Consider the following 16,422-nt stretch of genomic DNA (forward strand, 5'->3'; position numbering starts at 1 on the left):
CGCTCTGTTTTCATAGTCGAGCTGCGCGGGACTGAAGCTTGCGCTTTGCACACTCAGGAAGTAATGCCAAAGGGCGGCATTTCTTCCTGAGTACGCAAATGCTCAGCTTCAAACCGTCCCGCTCCGCTCTGTTTCGTAGTCGAGTTGCGTCACCCTGCTCCCTGCGCTCAAAATGACTTAGGCCTTGACGAGAAAGACACTCGTCAAAACCTAAGTCACCTTGATGCTCAGGAGCAACCCGGGTGACTCCGCTCTGTTTTCATAGTCGAGCTGCGGCCCGCAGAAGCTTGCGGCTAACACACTTCTGAAATAATGCCTAAAGACCAGGCATTCTTCCAGAAGTACGTTAGTCCTCAGCTTCTAAGCGCGGGCCTCCGCTCTGTTTTAGATCGAGCAGCTCTCACACGCATTAGCACCAATCTCGTCATCGTTATCGGTGTAGGTCCGGATGTAGTAGATGGACTTGATGCCCTTTGCGTGGGCGTAGTTACGCAGAATGTTCAGGTCGCGAGTGGTCATTTTGTCGGTGCGACCCTTCTTCCATGGGTAGAGGCCTTCGGGGATGGTGCTGCGCATGAACAGGGTCATGGACATGCCCTGGTCGACGTGCTGCTGGGCAGTTGCGTAGACATCGATCACCTTGCGCATGTCGGTGTCGTAAGCACTCTTGTAGTAAGGGAGGGTGTCGTTAGCCAAACCACTAGCAGGGTAGTAAATCGTGCCGATGGTCTTTTCCTGCCGGTCCTCGATGCGGTTAACGATTGGGTGCAGTGATGATGAGGTGTCGTTGATGTAACTGATGGAGCCGTTTGGTGCAACCGCCATCCGGTTCTGGTGGTAGAGGCCATCCTTCATCACGTCAGCGCGCAGCTGTTCCCAGTCGGCGCGGGTCGGGATGTGAATCCCAGCAAATTGCTCAGCAACTTCTGGATACTTGGGTGCCCAGTCCTGCTTGACGTACTTGTCGAAGTAAGTTCCATCGGCGTACTTGCTCTTGTCAAAATTGTGGAAGGTCTCATTGCGTTCCTTAGCAATTTTGTTGGATGCCTTCAGTGAGTAGTAGTTAAGCAGCAGGAAGTAAATGTTGGTGAAGTCGATTGATTCCGGACTGCCGTATTCCATGTGGTGCTTGGCAAAATAGGTGTGCAGACCCATCGCGCCAAGGCCGATTGAGTGGGCAAGGTGGTTACCATGCTGGACGGATGGCACGACGTCAATATCGCTGTGGTCGGTGACGTAGGTCAAGGCGCGGACCATGGCTTCAACACTGGCGCCGAAGTTCGGGCTCTTCATCAGGTTCGGAATGTTGGTTGAACCCAGGTTGCAGGAGACGTCAGTGCCGAGCTTGGTGTACTCCTGCTTGTTGTTAATTTCTGAAGGTTCTTGCACCTGCATGATTTCGGAGCAGAGGTTACTCATGATGATTTTGCCGTGAATCGGAGATGCGTTGTTGGCCGTGTCCACGTTCATGATGTAGGGGTAGCCGGACTCTTGCTGCAGCTTGCTGATTTCAGTTTCGAGCATCCGGGCGCGGATCTTGGTCTTGCGAATCCGCGGGTTGGCAACCAGGTTGTCGTATTCCTTGGTGATATCGATGTAGGAAAACGGCTTGCCGTACTCACGCTCCACGCTGTATGGCGAGAAGAGGTACATGTCGGCGTTGTCGCGGACCAGTTCGTAGTACTTGTCAGGCACGATGACACCGAGGCTCAGCGTCTTCAGCCGGTACTTTTCGTCGGCGTTTTCCTTCTTTGCACCAAGGAAGGCGATGATGTCGGGGTGGAAAACGTTCAGGTACACCACACCGGCACCTTGGCGCTGGCCCAGCTGGTTGGAGTAGGAGAAGGAGTCTTCAAGCAACTTCATGACGGGCAAAACGCCACTAGCCGCGTTTTCGATGCCCTTGATTGGGGCACCACCTTCACGCAGGTTCGACAGGGAGAGACCGACACCACCACCGATCCGGGACAGCTCCAGCGCGGAGTTGATGGCCCGGCCGATGCTGTTCATGTCGTCCATGACCTGGAGCAGGAAACAGGAAACCAGTTCCCCGCGGCGGGCGCGCCCAGCATTCAGGAATGATGGGGTGGCCGGCTGGTAACGCTGGTGAATCATCTCGTCGGCTAAGTTTTGGGCGAGGTCCTCGTTGCCGTCCGCGAAGAACAGGGCGTTGGCGAAGACGCGTTCCTTGAATCCTTCGAGGTAGTAGTTGTTGTCATTGGTCTTCAGCGCGTACTGGGCGTAGAACTTGTACGCCGCCATGAAGGACTGGAAGTGGAAGTCTTGGGCGTCCAGGTAATCGCTGAGTTGCTGCTTGAAGGCGTCACTGTATTTATCGAGGAAATCCCGTTCGTAGTAGTTGTTATCAACCAGGTAATCGAGCCGTTCCTTCAGGCTGCCGAAGCGCTTGGTATTGGGCTCAACGTTTTCCTTGAAAAAGGCGGCGAGGGCCTCCTTGTCCTTCTCGAGCGGGATCTGGCCGTTGACGGGGATGTTGATTTCATTGTTGAGCTTGAAATAGCTAACTTGCCCGGGATCGATATCTTTAAGTGCCATTGTGTGTGCCTCCATGTGTTCAAAATGCGTGCTGCAAACCAAAAGCTCGTCTTCATATATAGGTACAGCGACGTTCACAGGTCCTAATAAAGGAAATTGGACATGAACCTCCACGCGGAGATCCGTGCCCAATTCGGTCTGGCCCTGCCAGAAATTGCTGTTACCCTAAATTGACGTTAGTAAATAAACTAGCCCAACTTAGCGAGCGCATCCGGACGGAAGCCAGAGAATGCTGGTAAGCCGTCTGCTTCAACAACTGGGACCGCCTTGAAACCCTGTGCTTTAAGGTAATCAATGGCACCCGGTTCGTTATTTATATTGTGTTCGGTGAAGGGGATGTTGTGGGTGCTGAGGTAATTACGCGTCATCCGGCACTGCGGGCAACCATTTTTTGTGAATAGTGTGATGTTCTTCATGTCCAAAACCTTCTTTGTTTGATCTGATGACCACATAATACCGTGGTTTGACGACAACGTCAATATATGGTGTGCTAATAATCTGCTCATGTCCATATATTGTTAATTAAGCCATTTTTGCTTATGCAATCAGTTTGGCGCGGCCTGCCAGGATTTATGCATTTTGGCTTAGGAATATACCGGATTTTTGCAGCTTGAAGCCATAAAATTAACGTGTTACAGTTTGGACACGGACACTACATGTGGGGGAACGGCGGAGACCGTTTCCAAGGGGGTACGCGCCGCGTAAACCCGAACATTGTTATTTTGTGTGCGACAAACAAAAGGGGAATGTGGCAATGACTGATAAACTGGCACAAATCGGCAATTATAAGGCAATTAATTGGGATCGGGTTAGCGACGAGATCGATAAGGCAACCTGGGAAAAGTTGACCGAGCAGTTCTGGCTCGACACCCGAATTCCCGTTTCTAACGACACGAATGACTGGCGGGAACTTGACGATGATCACCAGTGGGTCGTCGGCCACGTCTTCGGCGGTTTGACCCTGCTCGACACCGTGCAGAGTCAAGACGGCATGCGCGCCCTTACAACCGGTGCTCTGACGCCCCACGAAAAGGCCGTGCTCAACAACATTCAGTTCATGGAATCCGTGCACGCCAAGTCTTACTCGACAATTTTCTCTACATTGAATACGCAGACTGAAATCGATGAGATCTTCAACTGGTCCGACACAGAGGACTTCCTGCAAAACAAGGCCCGCTGGATCGTGGACATCTACCGCAACGATCCGGACCCACTGCACAAGAAGGTCGCCAACGTCTTCCTGGAAACCTGCCTGTTCTACTCCGGCTTCTACACGCCGCTTTATTACTTGGGTAACAACAAGCTGGTTAACGTCGCCGAAATCATCAAGCTGATTCTTCGCGACGAATCCGTCCACGGTACTTACATTGGCTACAAGTACCAGGTCAAGTACAATCAGCTCAGTGATGCCGAGAAGCAAAAGCAGGACGACTGGGCTTACGACTTGCTCTACAAGCTTTATGCCAACGAGCAAAAGTATGCTGGTTTGTGCTACGACCAAGTTGGTTGGACCAGCGAGGTCATGACCTTTGTTGAGTACAATGCGAACAAGGCCCTCATGAACTTGGGTAAGGAAGGTTTGTTTCCGACCACTGCTAGCGACGTTAACCCAATCATCATGAACGGGATCAACACCACTACGTCCAACCACGACTTCTTCTCCCAGGTCGGTAATGGTTACCTCTTGGGTCAAGTTGAAGCGATGCAGGATGACGATTACGAGATCGGCATCAACGACGACCCTGAAGCTAACGATGACGGTAAGGACGGTGACAAGTAATGGCAGCAGCAATCAATGTGCTCTACGTGAGCATCTCCGGTAACACCCGCGCTTTTGCCCAGCGCCTGACTGCCATTGCGGCTAAGAAGCAAGCGGAGGACGCCAGCATGCCCGCTATCAACGCGGTGGAATATGATGAGCAGTTCGACGACGCCTTTTGCGAGCAGCCTTACTTCATCATGGTGCCAACGTACCTCGATGGCGGTAACGGCATCAGTACTGGCTACCGTGAGATCTTGACGCTCGATTTTCGCGATGAACTCGATGATGCCAACACTGACAACTTGCTCGGTATCGTCGGCAGTGGTAACCGCAATTTCAACGCCCAGTTTGGCCTGACTGCCAAGCACTACGCTAAGCGTTACAACAGCCCGCTGATCGGCTTGTACGAGTTGCGTGGGAACGATGAGGAAGCACTGCGCATCTACACCACGATGCGCAAGTACCAGGCTGACTTTGATAAGCGCGGCGTTAAGCGCGGATTGATTACGGCGTAGTAGGGAATATGATTCAAAGCAAAATTGTGGCACTCCAAAGGGGGTGCCGCAATTTTTTTGTACAGCAAGTGTTGCTAGTGGATACAGTTATCCTTGAAACCGATTTCGATATCATGGTTGACACCCAATCTGCCGCAGAATATTATGTAGGCAAGTTAAAATACTTTTATGGTATTTTAATTAAATGTACATAAAGCACACAAGATAATAATGACAAACGAGCATGAGCGACTTCAGATTTCCGCCCAGTTGGCAGCATTAGTTAAAACCTTTATTTTGGACACCTTTTGTGGGCATTTGCGAGATGTTGTGGATTACTGCTTATGAGGATTACCGTTTCTAAAGATAGAGGGTAATAGTTTTGAAGATTGAACAATCGAACCGTTCAATTATTCACCTGTTCTTTTCCAAATCACGGGCGATTCGCTTAGCCCTTGCCTTAGCAATTTGCGTAATTGAGTTGTGTTCATTCGTCGGCTTAGTCCTACTTCCAGCTGCTGCCACGGGATTGCTACGTGCTCGCGGCGTTCCGGTGGTTAATAGATTGGTGCTGATGATAGTACTAATCATTGCCGTTTACGGATTCCAAGCAGCGGATACATATTTAAAGGGCCGGCTTGAGGTCCAAGTCTTTCGCTTTCGGTTTGATTACATCACAGTGTTTAGTAAACACATTTTTGGCTGGCAACAGAGTGCGATTGATTCGGTTGCTGGCAAAACTGCAATTGATCAAGGGTACGAGGCTATTTACAATGGCCAAAGCGTTGGAATCGGAGCCATCGTGACCCAATTCCTGCTGCTGATTCGTCTGGCGGTTCAGACCATAGTGCTGTTACTCATGCTCGGCACCGTGAGCATGAGTGCAGCAATAGTTCTGATCGTATGTAATGTCTTTGAATATGGAATTCAGATGATTGCAAATCGTTGGTACGGGCAACACAAGCCAGAGCAAAATGCACTCACCAGTTATCAGAGTTACTTTGAACGCACGTTGATGAAGCGCACTAGCGGTCCAGATATTCGGGTGTTTAACATGCAGCCACTGCTGCATTTCCACTTGCAAGGGTTGGCAGATTCTTTGGTCGGTTGGCAGAAGCAGTACACGACCGTTCAGTGGTGGATAAATGTGGCTGCACAAGGGCTGAATATTTTGGCACTTGGACTTTGCTTATTGCTGAGCATTGCTAATGCGAACACCAGTCTTACAATGGTGGTGTTCATTGTCTCTGCGGTACAAATGCTGAACACAAATATTGGTGGTGTGCGTGATGCCGCAACTGCGCTGGGCAAGAATCAATTTTATGCCCAATCGCTGGCAAAATTTTTGGCTTATCACTATGATCCGGTCACCGAAGTCAATGAAATTGTTCCATTTACCGGTTACGCTCTTTCTGGGGTGCGGTATGCAGTTGGGGGCACCGAGCTGATTCATGACCTATCGCTTTCCATCCATCCAGGTGAACGCGTGGCGATTGTTGGGGAAAATGGTGCGGGTAAGTCAACTCTGATTAAACTCATGGCCGGACTTTATCAACCGCAGAGTGGGACTGTACTTCTTAACGGGACACCGGTAGTTGAGCAGTCGCGGGAGCAGCTCAATTCGACGGTTGCGGTTCAATTTCAAGATGATTTGCTGCTGCACTTTTCGATTGCAGAGAATATTGCTTGCAAGACACGAAATGAAATTGACGATCAGCGGGTGGTGGCGGTTATCGCTGCACTGGGGCTGACAGATTTTGTTGCTGCACTTCCGCATGGAATTGATACTGTGATTGGCAATGAATTGGCTGATGACGGTGTTGAACTTTCTGGTGGGCAGGCGCAGAGCCTGTTGTTTGGAAGGTTAATCTACCGGCAAGCAGAGGTGAATATTCTGGATGAGCCAACCTCTGCACTGGATGCGGAGCGCGAGGCTCAGTTTTACGATCTTCTTGAGCATCAGTTGGCCGGAAAAGCTGTTGTGATTGTGACGCACCGTCTGGGTAGTTTTGTTCAAAAGGCTCACATTGTCGTGATGCGAGCGGGGGCAATTATCGCCGCGGGCACGCACGCAGAATTGCTCAAAAGCTGTCCGTACTATGCCCAAATGTGGCAAGCGCAAAAGCAGTTAACGCAAGGGGGTGTTGACCATGCGACCGGATCAGACTGATACCCAGCGCTTTGGAAAAGCGATTCGTTGGCTGTACCACTTGGATAGTTTGGTTCTTTTTGAGGTGGTTTTGGCGGGTGTGCTCAACGCAACTCTTGCTTATGAACTAATTCTTGGCAATTCGCGGATTATAAATGAAGTGGCTGTAGGGGCACGGCATTCAGCAATAACCACGATTATGTGGACTTACGCCGGTGCTATTGTGTTGACCTTAACTTCTATTGCCATGCAGCGCGCGATTAGTATCCGTTCTACCCGTGATAATGAGCAGTTGAAAATCAAAATGTTTTCCGGCTGGCAGACGGTTGGCATTCAGAGACTGGAATCGGCTGACTACTTTGGAGGCATGATGAAGGCCGACTCGTCTTTCCGCTACTCAGGCGGAGTATCAGTACTGTGCAACCAGCTGCTAACCCTGAGTCAACGCGTGTTAACTGCGGTGACTGGTGCACTCTTGGTTGTTTCTTTGCTTTTCAAGGGAAACTTTAGCCATCCCTTCGTTGCGTGGTGGACCCTTGGGGTGCTGACAGTTTTAATTGTTTTTGCGCTGCTGAATATTCGCGGTTATCGGCAATTAACCCGTACCAATGTCGCACTCTACAAAGTGCTGATGGGGCTGGAACGTAAAATGAACTACTTCCTGATGGGAATCATTACCAAGTACGATTCGTTGAAGGCGATTAAACTATGGGGATTAGCTCCGGTCATTCAGCAGCACTATCACAAAACCTGGGCTGACGAACGTAGCGCAAACGAGCATTTGATTACAAATGGCTATCAAACGCAGTTAGCGGCAGGACTGTTGACGTGGGTGCCGACACTCTTAATCTTTACAATTTTGTTTTTGAAAATTGTGATGGGGATTATTGCGATTGGGCAGGTGAATACCTTCTTTGGTGCAATCACACAGTTAACAGCGGCTGTGAGTCTGATTGTCAGTACTTGGCAGCAGTTTCTGCGTTTTGAGAATCAGATGGCCTTTGTCTGGACTAACATCGAGGATAGCAAGGCTGAGACCGCTGAGGGTCAGGAACCTGCTTTACAAGATAAGAATGAGATTGAGTTTAAAGACGTTTCTTTTGTTTATGAGGATGGCAGGGAAGCAATCGCCAACCTGTCGTTTAAATTGAGTTTGCGGGGGACAACGGCACTCATTGGTGCCAATGGTAGTGGTAAGTCAACCTTAGTCAAACTATTGCTGGGCTTGTACAAGCCAACGACGGGCAAGATTTTGTTTAATGGCACGGATTTAGCTCAGTTGAATCAGCGTCAGTACCAGGGGATGTTCAAGGCAGCTTTTCAAAACTTTGAAATCTTTGACATTCCAATCGCAGAAAATATTGCTGCTAGTACCGAATATACTAGCGACAGGCTAACTGCCGTGGCTAAAGGTCTGAGTATGGAGGATTGGATCAATGCACTACCAGCACGGATGGAAACTGTGATTGGTTCCTACAGCGATAGCAATTTTGAACCCAGTGGTGGTCAGCAGCAGCAGATTGCACTGGCCCGTTCTGCATATAAAAATGGTGTTTATCAAGTGCTGGATGAGCCGACGTCTGCCTTGGACCCGCTTCGTGAATTAGCCATGTTTACGCAGCTGCAAGAGCTATCGGCTGATGCGCCAAGTTTGTTTGTGACGCACCGGGTTGGTGCCGCCGGTTTGGCAGACGAGATCATGCTGTTGCGTGATGGTCGGCTAGTTGACCGGGGGACTAAAGATGAACTACTGAAACGCTCGGATTATTTCCGCGAGCTTTGGGAGAAGCAAAGCAAAATGTACGAATCCTAATAACTGAGGACCGTTTGTCTCAAGGATTGCGCCGGCTTGTAGAGCCAGCGCTTTTTTGAGTGGGATGAGAGATTTCGGAGACGCATGTCTTTGCTAGTTGCCGCAATAATTAGGCGGCTAGTCAAAACACACGAGACCGCAAAAGCACAAAACATGGTCGGGACATATTTTTAAAAAGGCGCATTGGGATGGCCTAAATCCCGTCATGGCGGCGTTTATGCGGGGTCGCTAAAATATGGCTTGTGGTTTGATGCACAAGCAGGCTGATCTACCTGATTTTTACAAAATTTGCCTTCATAAGCTCAATTTTTAGTTCAACTGTTTAACTATCCCAATATTAGCGATTTCCGCAAAGCCAGTGCCAGCAAGGGTTTGCGGGTGCCGCTGCGCATATTTTATTATATGTCCCGAGCAAATATTGGGATTTTGGTGATTGGTCGTTTCGAGGTCGATCATGACATGAGGACTTCTGAGCAGCCGGTACCGCGTTGACCTAGGTGGGGTAATCGTTTTAGGCTACAGTGCCGAGTCGAGCTACGGCCCCGGCCTCCGCTCTGTATACACAAAAACTCACCTACTGCGAACGAAGGGGTTGCCGCGTGGGTGAGTTCTTTAGGTGGCATTTTGTGGAGCACAAACGAATTGTGGGCGGCCAGGCGCCACGAATCTGGTCGCCCGCCTTGGTTTTAGTGAACAGGAACTGGTTTACCGATCATTTCGGGTGCATCCGCGAGTGCCGTCAACATTGCGTAGACGGTGTCGATACAGGTAAACAGGGTCACTTTCTGGACCGTGGCAGTTGCCCGCAATTCCGCCGCACCGGTTTCTTCAACCGGGACGGTGGAGATGACCATGGCCGCATCTTTGACAGCCTTTTGCAGCTGCTCATTGCTGGCTGCTAGCTCAGGTTGCTCCACGAATTCTGCGGTGTCAGCGTCCAGTAAGAGCTTGTAGCCAGCCTTTTGCAGGTGGGCGATGAGTTCTGGCGCCTCCTGGTGGTCGCGGTGGTTCAAGGCAATCACGACTAAACCGCTGCTTGGGACGTGCATTTTAGCGCCGGCAAAAGCCCGGGCGAGTGCTTCACCATAAGTTGCGGCGCTGCCCATGACCTCACCGGTCGATTTCATCTCTGGGGCGAGCAGGGAATCAACGCCCGGCAGCTTGCTGAAGGAGAAGACCGGTGACTTCACGTGAATCTTGCCGTGGTGCGCGACCAGACCGGTTTTGTAACCGGAATCACTGAGTTTGGCGCCGAGCATCACTGCCGTCGCGAGTTGGGTCATCGGCACTCCAGTGACTTTGGAGATAAAGGGCACGGTGCGGGACGCACGCGGGTTGACTTCGATCACGTAAGCCTTGTTATCGTGAATGACAAACTGCACGTTCATGATGCCAATCGTCTTGAGGGCGCCGGCCAACTTCAGGGCGGCGTCAACAATTTCGTCCTGCACTTTCTGACTCATGCGCTGCGGTGGGTAAACAGCCATCGAGTCACCTGAGTGAACGCCGGCGCGTTCGATGTGTTCCATGATGCCGGGGATGACCGCGGTCGTGCCATCAGCAATCACATCGACCTCGGCTTCCTGACCGACCAGATAGGAGTCGATCAGAACTGGGTGGTCGTTGGAGATCCGCACGGCGCGACCAATGTAATCGCGGAGCTCCTCCTCGTCCCGGACGATTTCCATCGCCCGCCCGCCGAGCACGTAGGACGGCCGGATGAGGACGGGGTAGCCGAGCTCCTTGGCCGCACTGACCGCCTCTTCAGCGGTCATGGCCGTTTTGCCGGCTGGTTGTGGTAGTTGCAGGCTCTGCATGACTTCGTTGAAGCCTTCCCGGTCCTCGGCGCGGTCAATGTCAGACAGCTTGGTGCCGAGAATTTTGACCCCCGCCGCGGCGAGTGGGGCCGCGAGGTTGATGGCGGTCTGGCCACCGAACTGCACGACAACGCCGACTGGGTGCTCGAGCTCGATGACGTTCATGACGTCCTCGAAGGTGAGCGGCTCAAAATACAGTTTGTCGGACACCGAAAAGTCAGTGGAGACCGTTTCGGGGTTGGAGTTAATGATGATGGCCGCGTAACCAGCTTTGCGGATGCTCTCCGCCGCGTGGACGGTTGCGTAGTCAAATTCAACACCCTGGCCGATACGGATGGGGCCAGAGCCCAGCACCAACACGGACGGCTTTTTGAGCGGCGTTGACTCCGTGTAGTGATCATAAGTGGAGTAGAAGTAAGGTGTCTGGCTGGCGAATTCGCCAGCAACCGTGTCCACCATTTTGTAGACCGGGTGCACGCCTTGTGCTTCCCGCTGCTGGCGGATGCTCGCTTCGTCCGTACCGGTCAGCTGGGCAATCGTGACATCTGCGAGGCCATAATACTTAGCCGTGGCGAGCTTATCTGCCGTCAGCCCGGACTGCAGGCTGCTTTCGATTTCGGTGATGTGGAGCAGCTTGTCGAGGAAGAAGGCGTCAATGCCAGTTGCAGTCTGGACTTGGTCAAAATCCACGCCGCGCCGCAGCAACTCACAGGTCTGGAACAGGCGCTCATCGGTGGGGTGGGCGACTGCCTGGAGCAACTGGGCGACTGTCTGGTCGTTGAAACGCATATCAATGAAGCCCTTGACCCCAATTTCTAGTGAGCGGACAGCCTTGTTCATGGCCTCCTCAAAATTACGCCCAATAGCCATGACTTCACCTGTCGCCTTCATTTGTGTGCCCAGCGTCCGGTCGGCGTCACTAAACTTGTCGAACGGCCAGCGCGGAATCTTGACGACCACGTAGTCTAAGGCTGGTTCGAGTTCGGCGAGGGTGGTGCCGGTGACGGGGTTGGCAATTTCGTCGAGGTTGAGTCCGACGGCGATTTTGGCCGCCATCTTGGCAATTGGGTAGCCAGTCGCCTTACTTGCGAGGGCTGAAGACCGGGAGACGCGGGGGTTAACTTCGATGATGTAGTACCTGTAGCTGTTTGGGTCGAGCGCCATTTGCACGTTGCAGCCGCCCTCGATTTTGAGGGCGCGGATGATCCGCAAGGCCGCGTCCCGCATCATTTCCAGTTCCTTGTCGGAGAGGGTCTGGATGGGGGCAACCACAACGGAGTCCCCAGTGTGAATGCCCACGGGGTCAACGTTTTCCATTGAGGCGACGATCAGGGCGTCGTCCTTGGCGTCGCGCATGACCTCGAACTCGATTTCCTTGTACCCGGCGATGCTCTGTTCAATCAATACTTGGGTAACAGGTGACAGGTCGAGGCCGTTAGCTGCAATGGTCTTCAGCTCCGCTTCATCAGCCGCAATCCCGCCACCGGTCCCGCCCATGGTGTAGGCGGGCCGCACGATGACGGGGTAGCCGATCTGTTGCGCAAACTGGAGTGCTTCCGCCACCGTGGTCGCGATGGTTGACTGCGGCACGGGTTCGCCCAGCTGTTGCATCAGTTCCTTGAACTCTTCGCGGTCCTCCGCTTGGTTGATGGCACTCATCTTGGTACCTAAGAGTTCAATATCCAGTTCGTCCAGAATGCCAGAGTCACTCAGTTCCCGGGCCATGTTGAGGCCGGTCTGGCCCCCGAGCGTCGGCAAAATTGCGTCGGGGCGTTCCTTGCGCAGGATGGGAATCAGGGCCTGCAGGGTCAGGGGTTCGATGTAGACTTTGTCGGCCATCTCCTGGTCGGTCATGATGGTCGCCGGGTTGGAGTTCACCAGCACGACGGTGTAGCCCTCTTCGCGCAGGGAGATTGCAGCCTGGGAACCAGAGTAGTCGAACTCGGCGGCTTGCCCGATGATGATGGGGCCGGAACCGATGATGAGAATTTTGTTGATATCAGTGCGTTTAGGTATGGCTGACGGCCTCCTTATGGCTGGTGACATTAGCGACGAACTTGTCGAACATGTCGACGTAATCGTGCGGACCAGGGGCTGCGTCGGGGTGGAACTGCAGGGAAAATGCGGCGTGGCCCTTGAGCTGCAGGCCCTCAACGGTGTGGTCGTTGATTTCTTCATGGGTGACTTCCAGCTGGGTGCCGGCCAACGAATCGCCATCGACGGCAAAACCGTGGTTCTGACTGGTGAAGCCGATACGGCCGGTGCTCAGTTCGCGAACGGCGTGGTTAAAGCCCCGGTGCCCGAACTTCAGCTTATAGGTGCTGGCCCCGTTAGCGAGCGCGAACAGTTGGTGACCGAGGCAAATCGCCATCAGCGGTAGCTGCTCCTCCAGTTCGCGGATCACGGGCAGGACCGCGGTGAGTTCGGCCGGGTTGCCGGGCCCGTTAGACAGCATGATGCCATCAACGTCCGTGGCCAATATTTCCTGGGCGGAAGTGCTGGCGGGAAAGACGATGGTCTGCATGCCGCGCTGCTGCAACTCGCGCAGGATGGAATTCTTGAGGCCAAAATCCAGAACGGCAACGCGCAGTTTCTGAGGGGCGGAACTGTAGATTTTATCTGTCGTGACTGCGGCGACTTGCTGCTGACCGTAGTGGGCCGCCTTGACCTGCGCGACCAGCTCTGGCGTTACTTCATCAACGAGCAGGGCCTGCATGACGCCGCCGTCCCGGATTTCCTTGGTGAGGGCGCGGGTATCCACGCCGCTGATGCCTGGTAAATTATGTTTGCTGGCCCAAGCCGCAATACTCATTCGGCTGCGCCAGTTGCTGGGCCTGCGGGCAATTTCGTGGCAGACAATTGCACTGGGCTGCAGGCGCCCGGATTCATCGTCGTCGGCGTTAATGCCGTAGTTGCCGATCAGCGGGTAAGTAAAGCACAGGATCTGGTCGTGGTAGGAGGGGTCGGTGATGGCCTCTTGGTAACCAGTCATGCCGGTGCTAAAAACCAGTTCTCCGGCGGCCTGCTGCGTCCCGCCGAACGCTTCGCCGCTGTAGACGGAACCATTTGCTAGTAATAGGTAACGTTTCATTTCAAACAACTCCTGACAGAGCGTAGCGAGGTGGTTAGAAGCTGAGGACTAGTGTACATTTCACGTAATACCGGGGTTTAGGTATTTCGTAAAATGTGTACTAGCCGCAAGCTTCTGCCTCGCGGAGCTCGACTTGACAGAGTGACTTTTTCCTCGACACCAATGGCAGCAATACTTAACACCTTGCTGCCACCGGGGAAAGCCACTATTTTTCTACGTTTAATTGCAATTTATTTTGGTTCCACCAGTGCGGGGATGAACACGTTACCCAAGCTGGCCGCCATGACCGCCTTGATGGTGTGCATGCGGTTGGCCGCTTCTTGGAACTGTTTGGCGAAGGGGGCGTTGAAGACCTCATCGGTGATTTCCAGTTCGCTCAGCCCGAACTTGGCGTGGATGTCTTGGGCCAACTTGGTGTTCAGGTCGTGGTAGGCGGGCAAATCGTGCATGACGATGACGTCCGGGTTGCCGGTCGCCTTGACCGCGGCCATGTTGAGCTGGTACGGCTGCAGCAATTTGATCCGCTCGGCCCACTTGTCCTCCTCACCCATTGATGCCCAAATGTCGGTGTAGAGCACGTCGGCATCCTTGACCCCAGCGGCGAGGTCGTCGGTGATGAGGAGCTTGCTCCCAGACTTGGCCGCGTAACTCTGGGCCAGCTTTTGAATGTCAGCACTCGGCTGCAATTCTTTGGGGCCGACAAGGTGAATGTTGGCTCCGAGCAACGCCCCGGTCACCAGTAGGGAATTCGCGACGTTGTTCCGGGAGTCCCCTAAATAGGTAAGCGTGATGTTTTTGACGTGGCCGAAGACCTCATCAATGGTCATGAAGTCTGCCAGCATCTGCGTTGGGTGCCACTCATCACTCAGACCGTTCCAGACCGGGACCCCGGAGTATTTGGCGAGACCCTCAACGATTGCTTGGTCGTAGCCCCGGTACTCAATGCCATCAAACATGGAGCCCAAAATTTTGGCGGTGTCGGCTAATGATTCCTTCTTGCCGAACTGAATGTCGTTGGCCCCCAAGAATTCGGGGTGGGCACCCAAGTCAGTCGCCGCCACCGTGAAGCTGGAGCGGGTCCGGGTTGACGTTTTGGCGAACATTAAGGCAATGCTCTTGCCGGCCAAGTAGTGGTGTTCAATGTTGTGTTCCTTTAAGTACTTGAGATGTTCGGCGAACTTGATGAGTGTGTACAACTCGCTGCCGGTGAAGTCTTTCTCTTTTAATAGGGACTTACCCTGGAAATAGCTGTCCATGATGGTGCTCCTCTCGAATTTAAATTCATTTATTCGTATGATGCCAGTATACTAGTTGTGCAACAATATGCAAGATATATGCGCAAAAAAAGCCGAATATTGCAAAAATATTGAATTTAGGGGTGTTTTTTTCAAATTGCACGTGCTACTATACATACATCAGCAATTGCAAGAAAGCTTGCAAATGTATAATTCAAAAATAAAATACAAAAATCATTCGGAGGACTCACTCATGAAAAAAATCGTTTTAGCATACTCAGGCGGCCTGGACACATCCGTAGCAATTCCCTGGCTCATGGACAAAGGCTACGAAGTTATTGCCGTTAACTTGAACGTCGGTGAAGTTGATAAGGACATCGACTTCATCAAGGCCAAGGCGCTGAAGATTGGGGCCATTGCCAGCTACGCCATTGACGCCCAAGCTGAATTCGCCGCTAACTATGTGGCTCCTGTCATTAAAGGTAACTTGATGTACGAGGGTGAGTACCCACTGGTTTCCGCATTGTCCCGGCCCCTGATTATTAAGAAGTTGGTTGATATCGCCCATGAGAACGATGCCGTTGCCATTGCGCACGGTTCAACCGGTAAGGGAAACGACCAGGTGCGGTTTGAAGCCGCGATTCACGCCCTCGACCCAGACATGGCCATTGAAGCACCGATTCGGGAATTCCACTGGTCCCGTGAAGAAGAAATTGAATACGCTAAGGAACACAACGTGCCAGTGCCAATCGGTCTGAAGTCGCCATACTCCATTGACCAGAACCTTTGGGGCCGGGCCAACGAATGTGGCATCCTCGAGAACCCATGGAATCAGGCGCCAGAAGATGCTTATGGGCTCACGGTTGCACCGGAAGCTGCACCCGACGAGGCAACCTTCGTTGATTTGACCTTCAAGCAGGGTCTGCCCGTTGCCATTGACGGTGAGGAGTTGCCACTCCACACCTTGATTTTGAAACTCAACAAAATCGCGGGCGCCAATGGTGTCGGCCGAATCGACCACATTGAAAACCGGCTCGTTGGGATTAAGTCCCGGGAAATCTACGAGGCACCCGCTGCCGCTGTCATCATGACCGCCCACAAGGACCTTGAAGACCTCACCTTTGAACGTGACCTGGCCCACTTCAAGCCAATCGTTGAGGAGCAGTTGACCAACATGATCTATAACGGCCTCTGGTTCTCCCCACTGTGCACCGCGCTGAACGCCTTCATTGATGAATCCCAGAAGGTCGTTAACGGGGTCGTTAAGGTCAAGCTCTACAAGGGCAGTGCCGTTGCGGTAGCCCGGAAGTCAGAGAACTCACTCTACGATGAGAACCTGGCAACCTACACTTCTGCGGACTCCTTCGACCAGCAAGCCGCAGTCGGTTTCATCAAGCTGTGGAGCCTGCCAACGACTGTTTACAGTCAGGTGAACGGTAAGAATGCGAAGACGGCCGAAACTGAGAAGTAATCGCCACAAGATTGCGAAGCGGGGCGTGGTGCAC

10 protein-coding genes are annotated in these 16,422 nt (G+C 52.6%); 5 read left to right on the plus strand and 5 right to left on the minus strand.

From position 1 onward, the window contains the following. Positions 1-384: 384 nt before the first annotated feature. Positions 385-2,556 carry a class 1b ribonucleoside-diphosphate reductase subunit alpha gene (gene nrdE / locus GN107_RS00720; RefSeq protein ID WP_155286140.1) on the minus strand — a complete coding sequence of 724 codons (2,172 nt, stop codon included), beginning with the start codon at positions 2,554-2,556 and terminating at the stop codon, positions 385-387. 188 nt (positions 2,557-2,744) lie between these two features. Then, the gene (gene nrdH / locus GN107_RS00725) at positions 2,745-2,972 is read right to left on the minus strand and encodes a glutaredoxin-like protein NrdH (RefSeq protein WP_155286139.1); all 228 of its coding nucleotides are present in this window, start codon (positions 2,970-2,972) and stop codon (positions 2,745-2,747) included. Positions 2,973-3,310: 338 nt separating this feature from the next. Between nrdH and nrdF the strand changes: the two genes are divergently transcribed. The 4 genes from nrdF to GN107_RS00745 all read left to right on the plus strand — a co-directional run bounded on the left by nrdF (position 3,311) and on the right by GN107_RS00745 (position 8,774). Further along, positions 3,311-4,336 (plus strand): class 1b ribonucleoside-diphosphate reductase subunit beta, encoded by a 1,026-nt coding sequence (nrdF, locus tag GN107_RS00730; protein WP_155286138.1) that lies wholly within the window; start codon positions 3,311-3,313, stop codon positions 4,334-4,336. Beyond that, positions 4,336-4,833: a class Ib ribonucleoside-diphosphate reductase assembly flavoprotein NrdI gene (locus GN107_RS00735; RefSeq protein ID WP_155286137.1), complete on the plus strand. Its 498-nt coding sequence runs from the start codon at positions 4,336-4,338 to the stop codon at positions 4,831-4,833. The genes nrdF and GN107_RS00735 overlap by 1 nt, the downstream gene beginning before the upstream one ends. A gap of 361 nt (positions 4,834-5,194) precedes the next feature. Further along, positions 5,195-6,982 carry an ATP-binding cassette domain-containing protein gene (locus GN107_RS00740; RefSeq protein WP_155286136.1) on the plus strand — a complete coding sequence of 596 codons (1,788 nt, stop codon included), beginning with the start codon at positions 5,195-5,197 and terminating at the stop codon, positions 6,980-6,982. Beyond that, positions 6,963-8,774 carry an ATP-binding cassette domain-containing protein gene (locus tag GN107_RS00745; RefSeq protein WP_155286135.1) on the plus strand — a complete coding sequence of 604 codons (1,812 nt, stop codon included), beginning with the start codon at positions 6,963-6,965 and terminating at the stop codon, positions 8,772-8,774. Before GN107_RS00740 ends, GN107_RS00745 begins: the two co-directional genes overlap by 20 nt. 686 nt (positions 8,775-9,460) lie before the next feature. Here the strand turns inward: GN107_RS00745 and carB are convergent. The 3 genes from carB to argF all read right to left on the minus strand — a co-directional run bounded on the left by carB (position 9,461) and on the right by argF (position 14,938). Next, positions 9,461-12,607 (minus strand): carbamoyl-phosphate synthase large subunit, encoded by a 3,147-nt coding sequence (gene carB, locus GN107_RS00750; protein ID WP_155286286.1) that lies wholly within the window; start codon positions 12,605-12,607, stop codon positions 9,461-9,463. Further along, entirely contained in the window at positions 12,600-13,682 is a 1,083-nt protein-coding gene (locus GN107_RS00755) for a carbamoyl phosphate synthase small subunit (RefSeq protein WP_155286134.1), read from the minus strand. Before GN107_RS00755 ends, carB begins: the two co-directional genes overlap by 8 nt. A gap of 230 nt (positions 13,683-13,912) precedes the next feature. Next, positions 13,913-14,938: an ornithine carbamoyltransferase gene (gene argF / locus GN107_RS00760; RefSeq protein ID WP_155286133.1), complete on the minus strand. Its 1,026-nt coding sequence runs from the start codon at positions 14,936-14,938 to the stop codon at positions 13,913-13,915. A 232-nt stretch (positions 14,939-15,170) separates the two neighbouring features. Here argF and GN107_RS00765 point away from each other — a divergent pair, with 232 nt between their 5' ends. Next, complete coding sequence (locus GN107_RS00765) at positions 15,171-16,388, plus strand: argininosuccinate synthase (protein WP_371863469.1); 1,218 nt, start codon at positions 15,171-15,173, stop codon at positions 16,386-16,388. Positions 16,389-16,422 lie beyond the last annotated feature (34 nt).

Source organism: Lacticaseibacillus zhaodongensis (assembly GCF_009687905.1).
GTDB lineage: Bacteria > Bacillota > Bacilli > Lactobacillales > Lactobacillaceae > Lacticaseibacillus > Lacticaseibacillus zhaodongensis.